The 15,203-nt window shown below is 54.7% G+C and carries 13 protein-coding genes; 6 read left to right on the forward strand and 7 right to left on the reverse strand.

The annotated features are described in order from the left end of the window. Positions 1 to 23 precede the first annotated feature (23 nt). Positions 24 to 1,613 carry an STY4199 family HEPN domain-containing protein gene (locus L462_RS05790; RefSeq protein WP_032679187.1) on the reverse strand — a complete coding sequence of 530 codons (1,590 nt, stop codon included), beginning with the start codon at positions 1,611 to 1,613 and terminating at the stop codon, positions 24 to 26. Between the two features lie 148 nt (positions 1,614 to 1,761). Here L462_RS05790 and L462_RS05785 point away from each other — a divergent pair, with 148 nt between their 5' ends. Further along, on the forward strand, positions 1,762 to 2,301 hold the full coding sequence (locus tag L462_RS05785) for a GNAT family N-acetyltransferase (protein WP_032679188.1): 540 nt from the start codon (positions 1,762 to 1,764) through the stop codon (positions 2,299 to 2,301). 71 nt (positions 2,302 to 2,372) lie between these two features. Continuing rightward, positions 2,373 to 2,711, forward strand: coding sequence for a lysozyme (locus L462_RS05780; protein ID WP_032679189.1), 339 nt, complete (start codon positions 2,373 to 2,375; stop codon positions 2,709 to 2,711). Here L462_RS05780 and L462_RS05775 read toward each other — a convergent pair. Together L462_RS05775 and L462_RS05770 are read right to left on the reverse strand one after the other, a co-directional pair. Continuing rightward, complete coding sequence (locus tag L462_RS05775; RefSeq protein WP_032679190.1) at positions 2,690 to 3,292, reverse strand: response regulator transcription factor; 603 nt, start codon at positions 3,290 to 3,292, stop codon at positions 2,690 to 2,692. The two genes, L462_RS05780 and L462_RS05775, sit on opposite strands and share 22 nt — an antisense overlap. A 173-nt stretch (positions 3,293 to 3,465) precedes the next feature. After that, positions 3,466 to 4,224: an SDR family NAD(P)-dependent oxidoreductase gene (locus tag L462_RS05770; protein ID WP_032679191.1), complete on the reverse strand. Its 759-nt coding sequence runs from the start codon at positions 4,222 to 4,224 to the stop codon at positions 3,466 to 3,468. A 119-nt stretch (positions 4,225 to 4,343) separates the two neighbouring features. Between L462_RS05770 and L462_RS05765 the strand changes: the two genes are divergently transcribed. From L462_RS05765 to L462_RS05755, 3 genes are all read left to right on the forward strand, one after another. After that, positions 4,344 to 5,243, forward strand: a complete 900-nt coding sequence (locus L462_RS05765) for a LysR family transcriptional regulator (protein WP_032679192.1) — start codon at positions 4,344 to 4,346, stop codon at positions 5,241 to 5,243. Positions 5,244 to 5,293: 50 nt separating this feature from the next. Then, complete coding sequence (yhjD, locus tag L462_RS05760; protein ID WP_032679193.1) at positions 5,294 to 6,319, forward strand: inner membrane protein YhjD; 1,026 nt, start codon at positions 5,294 to 5,296, stop codon at positions 6,317 to 6,319. 261 nt (positions 6,320 to 6,580) lie between these two features. Further along, positions 6,581 to 7,903: an MFS transporter gene (locus L462_RS05755; protein ID WP_014172082.1), complete on the forward strand. Its 1,323-nt coding sequence runs from the start codon at positions 6,581 to 6,583 to the stop codon at positions 7,901 to 7,903. 60 nt (positions 7,904 to 7,963) lie between these two features. Here L462_RS05755 and L462_RS05750 read toward each other — a convergent pair whose 3' ends face one another. Further along, positions 7,964 to 10,006, reverse strand: a complete 2,043-nt coding sequence (locus L462_RS05750; RefSeq protein ID WP_032679194.1) for an AsmA family protein — start codon at positions 10,004 to 10,006, stop codon at positions 7,964 to 7,966. 65 nt (positions 10,007 to 10,071) lie between these two features. After that, positions 10,072 to 10,845 (reverse strand): cyclic-guanylate-specific phosphodiesterase, encoded by a 774-nt coding sequence (pdeH, locus tag L462_RS05745; RefSeq protein ID WP_032679195.1) that lies wholly within the window; start codon positions 10,843 to 10,845, stop codon positions 10,072 to 10,074. Positions 10,846 to 11,073: 228 nt separating this feature from the next. Between pdeH and L462_RS05740 the strand changes: the two genes are divergently transcribed. Continuing rightward, positions 11,074 to 12,003 carry a 2-dehydro-3-deoxygluconokinase gene (locus L462_RS05740; RefSeq protein WP_032679197.1) on the forward strand — a complete coding sequence of 310 codons (930 nt, stop codon included), beginning with the start codon at positions 11,074 to 11,076 and terminating at the stop codon, positions 12,001 to 12,003. Positions 12,004 to 12,048: 45 nt separating this feature from the next. On the opposite strand, the gene L462_RS05735 is transcribed toward L462_RS05740, so the two are convergent. After that, entirely contained in the window at positions 12,049 to 13,542 is a 1,494-nt protein-coding gene (locus L462_RS05735) for a M16 family metallopeptidase (RefSeq protein ID WP_014172086.1), read from the reverse strand. Positions 13,543 to 13,768: 226 nt separating this feature from the next. Beyond that, positions 13,769 to 15,055: a dicarboxylate/amino acid:cation symporter gene (locus L462_RS05730; RefSeq protein ID WP_014172087.1), complete on the reverse strand. Its 1,287-nt coding sequence runs from the start codon at positions 15,053 to 15,055 to the stop codon at positions 13,769 to 13,771. Positions 15,056 to 15,203: the final 148 nt, after the last annotated feature.

Consider the following 15,203-nt stretch of genomic DNA (forward strand, 5'->3'; position numbering starts at 1 on the left):
CCCGGGAGAGGGAGAAGACAGGATTAACGAATCACTTCATAAATGGCGGTCTGGATGGACTGCCATTTTTTTGTGGTGGCATCCGGCTGTGATTGTGCCCGACGCGTCGCCAAATCCAGATCATGCTGCTGGCGCTTCACCACGGCAGGCACGGTGCAAAACGCCTTCAGATACTGTTTACGCATTGACGTCAGGGACTCGCCATTCGACATGGCATGGCTGAGCGTGTTGATAAAGCGCCGGCACGGCTTCTGTTCCACCATGTTCTGTCGGTAGCGCAACATCAGCTCCAGAACGTCGTCATAGTCAGCCGACATCGCCTCTTCCGTCCAGGAGAGCTTCCAGTCCATCCCTCCCTGCAAAAACAGCAGTGCCACCCGGGTATCATTGCGGTTAATCGCCGAGCGGAAATTATTCTCGTCCCAGGTCACGCCCATGCGCGACAGCGTCTCGCGCGAGGAGGGGGTTTCGCGCATCTCCTGAGGCTGGGCCGTTTCTGCAACGTTCCCGGCTGCAGGCTGGGGTTTACTGCTGGTTACCAGCCAGAAGCCGCCCGCCACAATGGCAATCACCATCACGCCAACCGCCCCCCATAACGCGCCGGAAATAAGCTGCTCACGCTGTTCTGGCGTGCGCGGTGCGCGCTGGGTCGGTTTTTCAATCGTGTCACGAACCTCAAAGAGATCCCCGCCGGTCACACGATCCATTTTCTGCGCCTTTTCCCAGAAAGCATGCAGCTCGCTGGCATCCACCGCCATCAGTCCGGCCGGGTTGACACGGGTTCTCCCCTCTTCAAAAGCACGTTGAACCGGTCGGGTGATCTGCGTGTAGTAGTTATCCAGCAGCTGGATTTGCGCCGAACTTAACGCTTTCTGCACGGTAATATTGTTGCGGATTTGCCGAATATCATCGAGGAAGGTTTGCAGGGTTTTCCGCGGTTCCACCATCAGCGTGAGCATTGACGGATCGCTAAACAGCGAGGCGTAGTAGCGGCTGAACTCTTTTTTATCCACCAGCATCTGTGCCAGCTCACTGAACATCATGCCGCTCAGCACATCATTGATGTCACCAAGCTTCAGCCAGCGCCGCACGCGGTCCGCGTTAAACAGGGTTTTAAGATGGTTATTCAGCCGCACCTGATCGGGCCAGGCCTGCTGGATGAGCCCTTTTATCATCAACTCAATTGTACGCACCTGCTTGTGCGCCTGTTGCTGCTGGAGTTCACTGCCAGGCGCCACTTCGGTGCTGTAGGTCAGAAGAGGCTGCTGCAAACGAAGGTGCTCCAGCGTAGTCACAAACCGCATCGCGGCAATCAGCTGGTTTTCACTGACATCCTGACCGCTTTCGTACTGAGGAACACGCTGCTGAAGCAGACGCAATTGCAGCGTGAATTCGGACATCTCCGCGTCATTCAAATTGAGCGTCTTCGCAACCGCATTCCAGCCCCCCAGGCCTAAACGCGCGCTGTCCAGTTGTTCCAGAAACCAGCGTGGATCTTTTCCCTCAGAAACATGTACATTCAGGAGAAGTAAAATTTCAACCGAGGCCTGGCGAATAACCGCCAGACAGTGTTCGAACTGTTCGCGGATAGGGTGTGCTGTGCTGAGAGTCATTGTTTTCCTTAAGCGACAACGAAGACAACCAGAATGGGCCCGTAATGGCCGTTTTTCTTTTTATTTATACGAGGTTAACCATACCTGACTTTCTGTTGAAATAAAGTGACACCACGAAAATCATTTTAAATGTTTCAGGAGAATCTGAATGCCTGTCTTAACGACATCGCGTCTTATCTGTTCACCGCTGCAAGACCATGACTGGCCCTTTTTCCTGGCGTTGCAGCACGACCCCGAGGTGATGCGTTTTGTCGCGGAAGATCGCCCCGTGGAGGCGATCCGCGAGGCGTTCGAATCTCGTCTGACGCCCTGGACGCCGGGCAGCGCGCACTGGCTTTGCCTCGTTGTGCGTGACGCCACCTCCGGCGTACCGCTCGGCGTCACCGGTTATATTCATCGCGATGACGATTGCGCGGAAGTGGGTTTTCTTTTTGCACCTGCGGCCCAGGGGAAAGGCTACGGCTTCGAATCACTGCAGGCGCTGTGCGGTTACGCCTTTCATCAGGGCGGCATACGCCGCCTCACCGCCACCGTCACGGCGGGGAATATCGCCTCCAGACGCCTGCTGGAAAAAACGGGCTTTCGTCTGGAAGGTGAGTTACGCGAGAGTTATTACCTTGGCGGACAATGGCATAATGACTGGCTGTTCGGTTTATTGAAGCAGGAATATCTCAGCAATTATTCCTGACCTATAGCCATTTGGCGGATATTTCGCGTGCGTCGTTTCCTCTACAATATTGCCATTAAGAGGAAACGAATATGAAAGGTCATGCGCTGAAGATATCTTCTGCCGCCATTGCGTTAATAAAAAAACACCAGGGGCTTTCTCTGGAGAAATATCGTGATGAAAACGGTTTATGGGTTATAGGCTATGGCCATGTTATTCGCCAGGGCGAATGTTTTCAGCGTCTTATCACGCCGCTACAGGCTGAATATTTACTTCACGATGATATTCAGCTGTGCGAAACGCTGTTTCGGGAAAAATTTAAACGCCCGTTAACCCAACAGCAGCACGACGCGCTGGTGTTGATGATGCTCAGTTTCGGTGAGACGACCTCACTCCCGACCGCAATTCTTCAGGCCGTCGCCCGGGTATAGTACATCGCGGCCTGGGTTCTGTTTTTCACCTCCAGACGGCGGAAAAGCGCTTCCAGGTGCGCTTTCACCGTGGCGGCGCTGATGTTGAGATTGCGCCCGATCTCTTTGTTGGACTCCCCCGCCGCCAGTAATTTCAGGACTTCGCGCTGGCGTTCGCTTAAGGATAATAACGCCTGCGGCGCCGACGGTTGCCTCACCCACTCACCGGGGAAGCACACCATTCCTCGGGAGACCGAATCCAGCACCGCGGAAAAGCGCTCCGGGTGCGCATTGCGGGGAACAATGGCCATCACGTTTCGCTGCAGCAATTGCTCAACCCAGCGGGCCTCTTTTTTAGCCAGAACCATTACCACGCGTATCGTCGGAAAACGCTGCATGATCGCTTCCAGCCAGGCGATCCCCTCATCCTCAATTAAATTCCCGTCAATCATGACGATAGCCGTGGGTGACGCTGAAATTTGCGCCCATAAATCTTCTGCCTGACAGCTTCCCGTAATATTTATTTCCGGAATTAATTTCTGAAGACTGTGTATCGCTCCGTGAATAAACAGGGACTGCCTGTCAAACATAATTACCCGCATCGTTTTTCTCCCTCTGAGAGTCGCGAAGGGAGATTCTACAGAGGCATTATTTAAGAAAAAACTCAATGAACGGAGACGTTACAAATCCACCAGTGTTATTTATATCTCCCAGTATCTGGACACATTCAATTTGAGGATTTCCTTAAGAGGTTCCATCCCCTTAAGCGAAGGCATCACAGGAACATACCGCCTGATACTTCAATACGCTGCGCATTCATCCAGCCCAGTTTATCGCTGAGCAGCGCCGCAATGGCATCACCGATATCATCCGGCAGCCCTACGCGCCCGAGCGCCGTCTGTGATGCCAGCATCTGGTTAAGCTGCGCGTTGTCACGCACGCGTCCGCCGCCAAAGTCGGTTTCTATCGCACCGGGAGCAATGATATTGACGGAGATACCGCGCGCGCCCAGCTCTTTCGCCTGGTAGCGGGTCAGCACTTCCATCGCCCCTTTCATTGCTGCATAGGTGCCGGAACCGGGTTGCGTAAAACGGGCCAGCCCGCTGGAGACGTTCAGGATCCGCCCACCGTCGTTCAGCAAGGGAAGCAAACGCTGCGTCAGGAAAAAAGGCCCTTTGAAATGGATATTCAGCGCCTCATCAAACTGGGCTTCCGTTGTCTCGGCATAGGGCGCGTACAAGCCCGTCCCGGCGTTGTTTAATAAATAATCAAAGGTTTCACGCTGCCATACGGTATTAAGGATTTCCTGAAGCTGACCGGCAAAAAGGTCGAAACTGGCAACATCGCCGACGTTGAGCTGCAATGCGGCCGCGTTAACGCCTTTTTGCTGAATTTCGCGCACAACATCCAGCGCGTCCTGTTGGCTTCGGTTATAGGTCAGGATAATTCCCGTTCCGTCTGCTGCCAGCTTTAAGGCCGCGTTTTTACCCAGGCCACGGCTACCACCTGTGACTAATGCAATACGTTCAGACATAAGAAACCTCGTTTTGACTGTTGTGGAGATTGAGAAAGAGCTTATTAGGTGATAGAAGATCAATAAAGATGTCGCAGAGCGCTTCACTGTTTCAATTGCAACAACAATGAGCTTCGTCTATGGATAAAATTCACGCAATGCAGCTGTTTGTTCGTGTCGCGGAACTGGAGAGTTTTTCCCGGGCGGCGGAGTCACTGACGCTGCCGAAAGGCAGTGTTTCGCGGCAAATTCAGGCGCTGGAAAACCGACTGGGAACCCAGCTATTGCACCGAACCACGCGTCGCGTAAGCCTGACGCAGGACGGCATGGTGTATTACGAGCGGGCAAAAGATCTTCTGACAAACATGGATGAACTGGACGGTATGTTCCAGCATGACCCCTCCACCATCAGCGGTCGGTTACGCGTGGATATGCCCGTCAGCGTTGCTCGAAATTTAGTCATCCCCAAACTGCCTGCTTTTCTGCAGCAATATCCGGGCATCGAGCTGGAACTTAGCAGCAGCGATCGCCTGGTGGATGTTATTCGTGAAGGGTTTGATTGTGTGGTACGCGTCGGCGCGCTCAAAGACTCGGGACTTATCGCCCGCCCGCTGGGCAAGCTGTCGGTGATTAACTGCGCCAGCCCGGATTATGTCACGCGTTTTGGCTATCCGGAAACGCTGGAAGATTTAGGTTCACACGCCGTCATTCACTACGCCGCCACGCTGGGAACACGTCCCCTGGGCTTTGAATTTTATAACGGCACGTCGACGCAGTGGGTGAAGACGGGCGGGGTTTTGACCGTCAACAGCACAGAAACGTATCAGGCGGCCTGTATCGCCGGGCTAGGTATTATCCAGGTGCCGCGCGTTGGCGTGCGTGACGCTCTGCGCACCAGGAAGTTGATTGAAGTTCTCCCGCAGTACCGGGCGGAACCGATGCCGGTATCGCTGATTTATCCCCACCGGCGCAACCTCTCCCGTCGGGTACATCTGTTTATGGAGTGGCTTACTGCACTCACAAAAGCTTACGTGGATTAGTCGCAAGCTATAATTCAATAACATCCAGCCAAACGAAAAGGAAAAGTCGCGTGACGCCGGAAAACAACCCGCAACGACCTACCCAACATTTAGATTACGAACCCATCCAGAAGATGGAAACCGGGCCTGAAGAAGCAAAAATGCCAGGCACCGCCAGCAAAGCGCTGGGGACTGTCACCAGCCTGGCAGAGCGGATACAGCAGTTCCCCATGATTGCGCACTTGATACGCGCGACAGAGCGGTTTAATGACCGCATGGGTAACCAGTTTGGTGCTGCCATCACCTATTTCTCTTTTTTATCGATGATCCCGATCCTGATGGTGTCCTTTGCCGCAGCCGGTTTTGTGCTCGCGTCACACCCAACGCTGCTGCAGGATATCTTCAATAAAATCCTGAATAACGTCAGTGATCCGACCCTCGCCACCACGCTCAAAAACACCATTAATACCGCCGTACAGCAACGTACGACGGTCGGTATCGTCGGTCTGCTGATTGCCCTTTACTCCGGGATTAACTGGATGGGCAACCTCCGCGAGGCCATTCGTGCCCAGTCGCGCGAGGTGTGGGAGCGTAAGCCTCAGGACCAGGAGAAAATCTGGGTTAAGTATCTTCGCGACTTTGTTTCGCTGATTGGCCTGCTCGTCGCGCTGATTGTGACGCTCTCCATCACCTCTGTCGCCGGTTCGGCGCAGCAGATGATTATCTCTGCGCTCTATCTGGATTACATCGAGTGGCTGAAGCCCGCGTGGCGCGGCATTGGACTGGCTATTTCCATCTTCGCCAACTATCTGCTGTTCTTCTGGATCTTCTGGCGCTTGCCCCGCCATCGTCCGCGTAAGAAGGCGCTGATCCGCGGCACATTGATTGCGGCGATAGGCTTTGAAGTGATCAAAATTGTGATGACTTACACTCTGCCATCGCTGGTGAAATCCCCTTCTGGCGCGGCGTTTGGCTCGGTGCTGGGGCTGATGGCGTTCTTCTACTTCTTCGCCCGCCTGACCTTGTTCTGCGCGGCGTGGATTGCCACCGCCGAGTACAAAGACGACCCGCGCATGCCGGGTAAAACACACCGATAACGTCTCTCCCGGGCTGAAACTTCAGCCCGATTCATCATTTCAGCATATAAATCCAGTCCGTAACTTTTATTTAACCAAAAACCAGTTTTATCAGCTGATATTTGAAAACTGTGAAGCATTTCATGAAAGTGTTTTGTCTGGCCTGAACATTATCCGCTTTTTGTTGCTTTTATCACCAGCGCGCGGCTTTGTTACAGATTGAAATGTCGCTTTTGCTGTGCGTAATATGGCCTTTCGTCCGACTAAAAATAAGAAAATATTATGCAAGCAACAGCCACAACACTCGACTCCGGTGCGGAAACCGCGCCGGTTAACTCGCGAAACAAAGTTGTCGTCGCCTCGCTGATTGGCACCGCCATTGAGTTCTTCGACTTTTACATTTATGCCACCGCAGCGGTCATTGTCTTCCCGCATATTTTCTTCCCGCAGGGTGACCCGACGGCAGCCACGCTGCAGTCTCTGGCTACCTTTGCGATCGCGTTTGTTGCGCGTCCGATTGGCTCTGCCCTGTTTGGACACTTTGGCGATCGCATCGGCCGTAAGGTCACGCTGGTGGCCTCGCTGCTGACGATGGGGATCTCCACCGTCGCTATCGGCTTGCTGCCTACCTACGAAACCATTGGTATTCTGGCCCCGATGCTGCTGGCGCTGGCGCGTTTTGGTCAGGGTCTGGGGCTGGGCGGTGAATGGGGGGGTGCGGCGCTGCTGGCCACGGAGAACGCACCGGCACGCAAACGCGCGCTGTACGGTTCATTCCCGCAGCTTGGTGCACCGATTGGCTTCTTCTTTGCGAACGGGACTTTCCTGCTGCTCTCCTGGCTGCTGACGGACGAACAGTTCATGAGCTGGGGCTGGCGTATTCCGTTCGTCTTCTCCGCCGTGCTGGTGCTGATTGGCCTGTATGTCCGCGTGTCGCTTCACGAAACGCCGGTTTTCGCTAAAGTTGCTGCCGCGAAAAAACAGGTAAAAGTGCCGTTGGGTACGCTGCTGACTAAACACGTCCGCGTGACGGTACTGGGCACGTTTATCATGCTCGCGACCTATACGCTGTTCTATATCATGACGGTCTACTCAATGACGTTCAGCACCGCCGCCGCGCCGGTTGGGCTCGGCCTGCCGCGTAACGAAGTGCTGTGGATGTTGATGATGGCGGTCATTGGGTTTGGCGTCATGGTGCCGATTGCCGGCCTGCTGGCGGATAAGTTTGGTCGTCGCTCAAGCATGATTGTTATCACCACGCTGATCATTCTGTTTGCCCTGTTCGTCTTCCCGCCGCTGCTGGGTTCAGGTAGCCCTGCGCTGGTCATGGCGTACCTGCTCATTGGTCTGAGCCTGATGGGCCTGACCTTCGGCCCGATGGGCGCGCTGCTGCCAGAGCTGTTCCCAACGGAAGTGCGTTATACCGGTGCGTCGTTCTCCTATAACGTTGCCTCTATTCTGGGTGCGTCCGTTGCGCCTTATATCGCCACCTGGCTGCAGGCAAATTATGGCCTGTTCTACGTGGGCGTTTACCTGGCCGCCATGGCAGCACTGACGCTGATTGCCCTGCTGCTGACCCACGAGACGAAGCACCAGTCTCTGTAATTCACCGCGGCCTGATACCCTCTCCCCCAGGGAGAGGGTAAAGGTCCCGAAAGCCGCACGTTATTTTTTCATCTGCGACAAAATGTTCCGGCACTGATTCGCATCCCCTTCTGACGGCGAAATTAACGCCAACAGCGCCGCCGCTGGCGTAACCAGCGTCGCGAGTGCTGCCGCCACCGCGCCGCGCGCAATCAGCGGACCGGGTTTCACACCCGCCTGCGGATTTTTAAAGGTCCCACGCACGTAGAGCGGCGAACGCAGGGTGATGATACGAATCCCCTTACTTTCCGGATCGATGGTTAAATCAAGCTGCTCGGAGGCCATACTGGCGGTGCCGGTCACGTTGATGACCGCGTTCTCCGTATCGAAGGCAAAAATTTGCGGGCGCGCCACGCCGTTGACCAGATCCAGGTTGGCCGCCGCACAGTTCACCCGCACCTCATCATCACCGAATATTTGCCCGATGACGTAGTTCCCGACGTTCAGCCCCAGGATCTCCATCAGGTTGCGGCTCACCAGCCCGTCGTTCATCAGAAGCTTCAGGTTACCGTTACTGCTCCCGAGCAGTGCAGCCACAGAATTCCCCACGCCGCGGATATCGGCATCGCCGTTCATTTCACCCAGGGTTTTCTGCATCAATTCCACGTTCGGCATCAGCTCTTTCAGTTTGAGCCGGCGGGCCTTGATATCGGCACGCCCCTGCATCGGCTTTTTATCGCCTTCGAGGTGAATGTTCGATGAGAGGGTCCCACCCGCCATGCCAAACTTCAGTGGCTGCAGGCGTAAATCGGCATTTTTAAGCAGGATATGGGTCGAAAGATTACTGATCGGCAGCGTACTGCCATGTTCGATTTTGCCCCCTTTAAAGCGAACATCCGCATCCATTACGTCCCACTTATCGGTCTCAAAGCGATCGTAAGGCAGGACTTTCCCCGCCGGCTGGCGATCTTTCTTCACCTCTTTTGATTTCGTGCCTTTACCGGAATCAATCCCGATCAGCGGCCCCAAATCGGCCAGCCGCAGCTGGCGAGACTCCACATCGCCTTCCAGTTTCGGACGCGGTTTTCCGGTGGTGTAGGTCAACGAGCCATGGATATCGCTGTCGCCAATACGGCCATTGAAATCGCGATAATCAAATACCGACGATTTTTCCGTGTCGATTTTTGCCACCAGATGCCCGTCCGTCTCAAACGGTGGCGTATCTGGCAGCAGGACGCCAGTGAGTTCATACAGTTCACCCAGCGAATCACCGGCAAACTTCAGCCGCAGATCAACGCCCCCCATGTTCATAGGATCGTTGACGGTCCCGGTGAAGGCCACCCGCGTGTTCCCGGAGCGGAAATCCGCCTGCACAGGAAATGGCGTCGAGTCGCTTCGAAGCGCCAGCATGCCGCCAATTTTTCCGGTGCCGGTCAGGGGCTGCCCTTTGTAGCGCCCTTCGGCCTTCAGGCCGAAAACATAATCCCCGGCTTTGGCATTATCGCCCTTCGCTTTTGCACCGGTCACTTCGCTAAACGGCAGCGGTTTGCCCAACGGATCGACCAGGATCTCGATATCAGCTTTGCTGACCTTGTCGTCGATGGCGATCCGCCCGCGATCGAAGAGAATATTGTCGAGACGGAATGACCATGATGAGGGTTGCGCATTGGGATCTTTTTCGTCGCTGCTGGCGAGATCAAACGTCCAGTTGTTATTCTTTTCGGAAAGGCGGATCAGACGCGCATCGGGCTGCTGAAGCTTGATCCACGGTAGGTAAACCGTTTTGGTCAGTAGCGCTAACGGGGCCAGCGTGGCTTCTACGCGGGGCAAATGCACCATTGTCACGTCAGGAATATCCGGCGGGTTGCCGAGAATGATGTCGTCGGCGTGGACATGCGGCCAGGGGATCCAGCTTCGCCAGCCGGTCTCCTCTTTCTGGCGTTCCCACACCACCCCGAGATCGCCGCGTATGGCGAAGGGGCGATTGAGTTCGGTGGAGACTTTCTGGTTGATGGTCGGCTTAAGGCGGTTCCAGTCAAACGTCGCGATAATGACGACGGCGACCACGATCAACAACAATAAAATCCCTGCTGTCCAGGAGATTACCCTGGTTGTTTTTGTCATTGTTATCCCCTTTCCTGATGACCTTACCTGTAAAACTATAGTTCAGACAAAGGGAAGCGGGCAGATCAGAGGATCGTTATCACGGAATCGAGGGTATCCATTGGGACCGGACGAGAGAGGAAATAGCCTTGTGCCGCCGCCGCGGGAGAATTTTGCACATCACGCCACTCATCCAGCGTTTCCACGCCTTCCACTATCACGCCCTGGCAGTAGCGGTTCATCAGCTGTAATAAGAGCGTAAACAGGTTCCGCCCTTCCGGGGTCTGGCGCAGCATAATGAACAGGTCGCGGGCCACTTTAATGTAGTCGTAACGCACTTCGCTGAGGGCAGAGAAGTTCGCCATCCCGGTGCCAAAGTCATCCAGCCACAGCGGGCCGAATTCGCACATCGAGGCAAATGATGAGTCCTGTGGCAGACGAACATGCTCCACCAGCTCAAAGCGCATCCACGGTAAGGAGGCGATCAGCTCCTGTAATTTCGCGTTCTGGCGCAGCGCCAGCAGGGTGGGTCCATCGACGTTGACCGAGGCGAGGATGGCGTGCTGTTCGAAAAAGGCCTGTTTGGTTGCCAGCATACGGAGCTGTTCTTCCAGCACATCCAGGCGCTGGCGCACGGCAACTTCGGCAAAATAGCGGTCCGGTGCGATACGCTGTGAGGGGTTTGACGGGTGCGTCACGACGGTCAAAATTTCAATAGCCATCAGTCGACCGTCCGTTCGGTAGATCGGCTGATAGGTGTACGCACGCTCACATTGCAGCCAGTAGCGATGCTCCTGCAAGTTCTCAATACTTGCCTCAGGCGTAGTGCTCAGCCGCTGGATAACCTGCTCTGACTTCATTTCAGATGTCCTGTTGTTGGATGGCCTTTCTGGACTCGTCAAAGGGTTATCGGCCCGGCAATTGAGAACTTTATGTTCAATTCACCGGGAAAATGAAATTAAGCGGGCAGAAATTAACAGGAACACGCGCTGGCTCAAATAAAATAATGGAACGTCGTTTTAATATAGTTGACCGCATAATTCACTCAGCGCACACTACCGAAAATTACTCTGTTCAGGTTCACGACTATGACCAAGAAAATTGCCGTGATTGGCGAATGCATGATTGAGCTGTCACAAAAAGGCGCGGAAGTCAGCCGCGGTTTTGGTGGCGATACGTTAAACACCTCCGTTTATATTGCCCGTCAGGTTGCCCCTGAGGCCCTTACCGTGAACTACGTCACCGCCCTGGGGACGGACAGTTTCAGCCAGCAAATGCTGGAAGCCTGGCAGAGTGAGCAGGTGGACACCTCGCTGATACAGCGTATGGAAAACCGCCTGCCGGGGCTTTACTACATTGAAACCGACGATACCGGCGAGCGGACCTTCTACTACTGGCGTAACGAAGCCGCGGCCAAATTCTGGCTGGAGAGCGACGATGCGGCTGCCATCTGCGAAGCGTTAGCCACCTTTGATTATCTTTATCTGAGCGGGATTAGCCTGGCTATTTTAAGCTCAGCCAGCCGTGAAAAGCTGCTGTCGTTACTGCGTGAATGCCGCGCCAATGGCGGCAAGGTTATTTTCGATAATAACTACCGTCCGCGCCTGTGGGCCAGCCGTGAAGAGACGCAGCAGGTTTATCAGCAGATACTGCAATGCACCGATATCGCCTTCCTGACGCTCGATGATGAAGATGCGCTGTGGGGTGAGAAACCCGTTGATGAGGTGATTGCGCGTACGCAGGCCGCCGGCGTAAGTGAAGTGGTGATTAAGCGCGGGGCTGATTCGTGTCTGGTCGCCATCGCAGGTGAAGCCGTCATCGACGTCCCTGCGGTGACGTTGCCGAAAGAGAAAGTGATTGATACGACGGCGGCGGGTGATTCATTCAGTGCGGGCTATCTGGCGGTGCGTCTGACGGGCGGGACGCCTGAAGCGGCGGCCCAGCGTGGACACCTGACGGCGAGCACCGTGATCCAGTATCGCGGGGCAATTATTCCGCGTGAGGCAATGCCACAGTAAAAACAAAACCCTCTCCGACAGGGAGAGGGTTCTGGATGAGGGGCATTACTGCCCCTGCGGGATATCCGTTGCGTCCTGGTGCAAATCATCTGCCGTAGCAGCCTGCGATGGCTGCGGCGCGGAGGCCATAATGGTATTCCAGGTCGACTGAAGTTCCTTCATGTCATATTCCGGCTCGCCTTTCGGCTGCAGAAGAATCAACGCCATTTCCTGCGACAGCTGCTGACGTAAGTCCTGATTCAACATATCGACGGTCAACCCCTCCAGGAAGTCCTGACGAAGCTTCTGGTACTGCTCCGGCGCGATATCCACCACCTGATTCTGCAGTGAACGAATACGCTGGCTGATCAGAATGTCGGTATCGGCGCGGGCATACGTTGCAAACAGCTTCTGCAGCTCAAGTTTTTTCTGCGCGACCAGTGCATTGAACTCTTCTTCCGACAGACCCTCTTTGCGCACTTTTGCCAGCTCTTTTGCCACCACGCCCAGATTCGCATTCAGCTTATCACCCGGCGATTCAACGTTAATGGCACACTGTGCACGCTGGAACAGCACGCGGCAGTCAAAGCCGAGACCGATATTCTTCACGTTATTCTTGCTGAGCGTCTGCTGAACGTGCCAGAACAGCGCTTCACGTGCCAGATCGGCACGCCAGTAGCGCAGCAGCGCCGCTGACTCACGGATTGGCTGCCAGGCGTTATCCCACATGACGGAGAGGCGGTCCTGACGAACGGTATCCGTCATAATGCTGACAGGCTCTGCGCGCAGCGGAGAGAGCGTTGGGACAGGGGCCGGTGTTTCGCGTTTGCCTTTCAGTTCGCCAAACGCTTTGTTGATCTGCTCCACCACCGCACGGCTGTCCACATTCCCCACCACGATAAGCGTCATCGCGTCCGGGGTGTACCATTTCTGGTAGAACGATTTTACCTGCTCAGCGTCCACCGGCTGTTTCAGCGGCTCGGCCGGGTCATGCCCAAGCAGCGTTGAACCCTTCAGGCGGTAACGCCACCAGCCCTCTTTGGTGTCCACAGGCCAGGTGGCAACCATGTCACTGTTGCTCAGCGCATAGTTAACAGTTTCCGGCGTAATCGCCAGATTGCCCGACGCATCGGCGAGATACGTAAGGGCTTCTTTGAGCAGGTCGTTACGGTTATTTGGCAGGCTCAGGTTGAACATGGTGTAGTCATACGAGACCACAGCCGGAGGAAGCGGGCGTTTCGGATCAATGGCCTGTTGCCAGAGCGAACGCACCTGAACTGCTTGTAAACTGCCGCTCTGCGTGAGCGCCAGTCGGGGAATAAAATGGCTAAAACCGGTTTGCTGAGTGCTTTCCGTGAGGGAGCCGGTATTAACAGACAGACGGATTTCAACACGGTCACTCGGACGTTGTGGGGTGGCTAAAACCTGCCACTGAAAACCGTTCGCTAGTGTCCCTTGTTGCCAGGCCGGGTCTGGCTGGAGCGCATCTGCCTGCACATAACTGGCTGCTGCCATCATCAGCAAACCGCCGGTTAAGAGTCGAATTTTTGTGCCCTGCATGTGAACCCCTGATCAACATTCCTGGTTAAAGAGAGTGTCTCGCGACGCGTTTCACTCTAAAAGATGACGATGAAAACACGTCGATTAGACCGCGTGTTCTACAAAACGTCACGGTCAGAAGTGAAATATACCCAAAAAAAATCTTGTCGAATTATGACAGGTACGAACAGTTATTATGCGCAGGAGCCCGCATCCCGACAAGGGAATGCGGGCATTTGTGACAATATTAAGAGGATAAACCAGGAGTTTTGCTGTCTGACTGGCGATTATTTAACGTATCGTCGAGCTTTTTGTGATCCAGCTCTTTCACCCATTTTGCCACGACTACCGTTGCCACACCGTTACCTACGAGGTTGGTTAAGGCACGGGCTTCAGACATAAAGCGGTCAATACCGAGAATCAGCGCCAGACCCGCCACCGGCAGGTGTCCGACCGCGGAAATGGTGGCCGCCAGCACGATAAAGCCACTGCCAGTAACACCTGCGGCCCCTTTAGACGAGAGCAGGAGCACCACCAGCAGGGTAACCTGATGGAAAATGTCCATATGGCTGTTGGTCGCCTGAGCGATAAACACGGCCGCCATTGTCAGGTATATCGAGGTGCCATCAAGGTTGAAGGAGTAGCCCGTCGGGATGACCAGCCCCACCACCGATTTACGGCAGCCCAGCTTTTCCATCTTATCGAGCATGCGCGGCAGGGCCGATTCTGATGAAGAGGTCCCCAGAACAATCAGCAGCTCTTCGCGGATATAACGGATAAATTTGAAAATGCTGAACCCTGCCGCGCGGGCGATTGAGCCCAGCACCACCACCACGAACAGAATACAGGTGATATAGAAGCAGATGATGAGCTGGCCCAGCTGCACCAGGGTACCCACGCCGTACTTACCGATGGTGAATGCCATCGCACCGAAGGCCCCAATAGGCGCCAGGCGCATGATCATATTGATGATGCCGAAGATGACCTGCGAGAAGCTTTCAATGACGTTAAAGATCAGCTGGCCTTTGTTGCCCAGACGGTGCAGGGCAAAGCCAAACATGACGGCAAACAGCAGCACCTGCAGAATGTTGCCGCTGGCAAATGCACCAATGACGCTGCCTGGGATAACGTCCAGCAGGAAGGCCACTACCCCCTGGTCTTTCGCCTGATCGGCATACACCGCGACCGCTTTGGCATCCAGCGTCGACGGGTCAACGTTCATCCCCGCGCCGGGCTGCACCACGTTCACGATGATAAGACCAATAATCAGCGCAAGGGTACTGACCACTTCGAAATAGAGAAGCGCCACTGCACCGGTACGGCCTACCGCCTTCATGCTTTCCATGCCAGCGATGCCCGTCACGACGGTACAGAAGATCACCGGGGCGATGACCATTTTGATGAGCTTAACGAATGCGTCGCCAAGCGGTTTCATTTGTGCGCCAAGTTCAGGGTAATAGTGACCAAGCAAAATACCGATTGCGATGGCTGTCAGGACCTGAAAATAGAGACTTTTGAAGAGTGAGGTTTTCATAGGGTGTCCTTGGGAAGAAAAACCACAGGCTTTGTAAGGTTATGGTTAACCTGCGGCTTTAAAATAACACCCGTATAACAGGACAGAAATAAACCCAGTTCAAATTTGAAACACAAATGTTAAGAACTTTGAGCTGGCTCGCACAAGC

Source organism: Enterobacter sp. BIDMC 26, from assembly GCF_000534435.1.
Classification (GTDB): domain Bacteria; phylum Pseudomonadota; class Gammaproteobacteria; order Enterobacterales; family Enterobacteriaceae; genus Enterobacter; species Enterobacter ludwigii.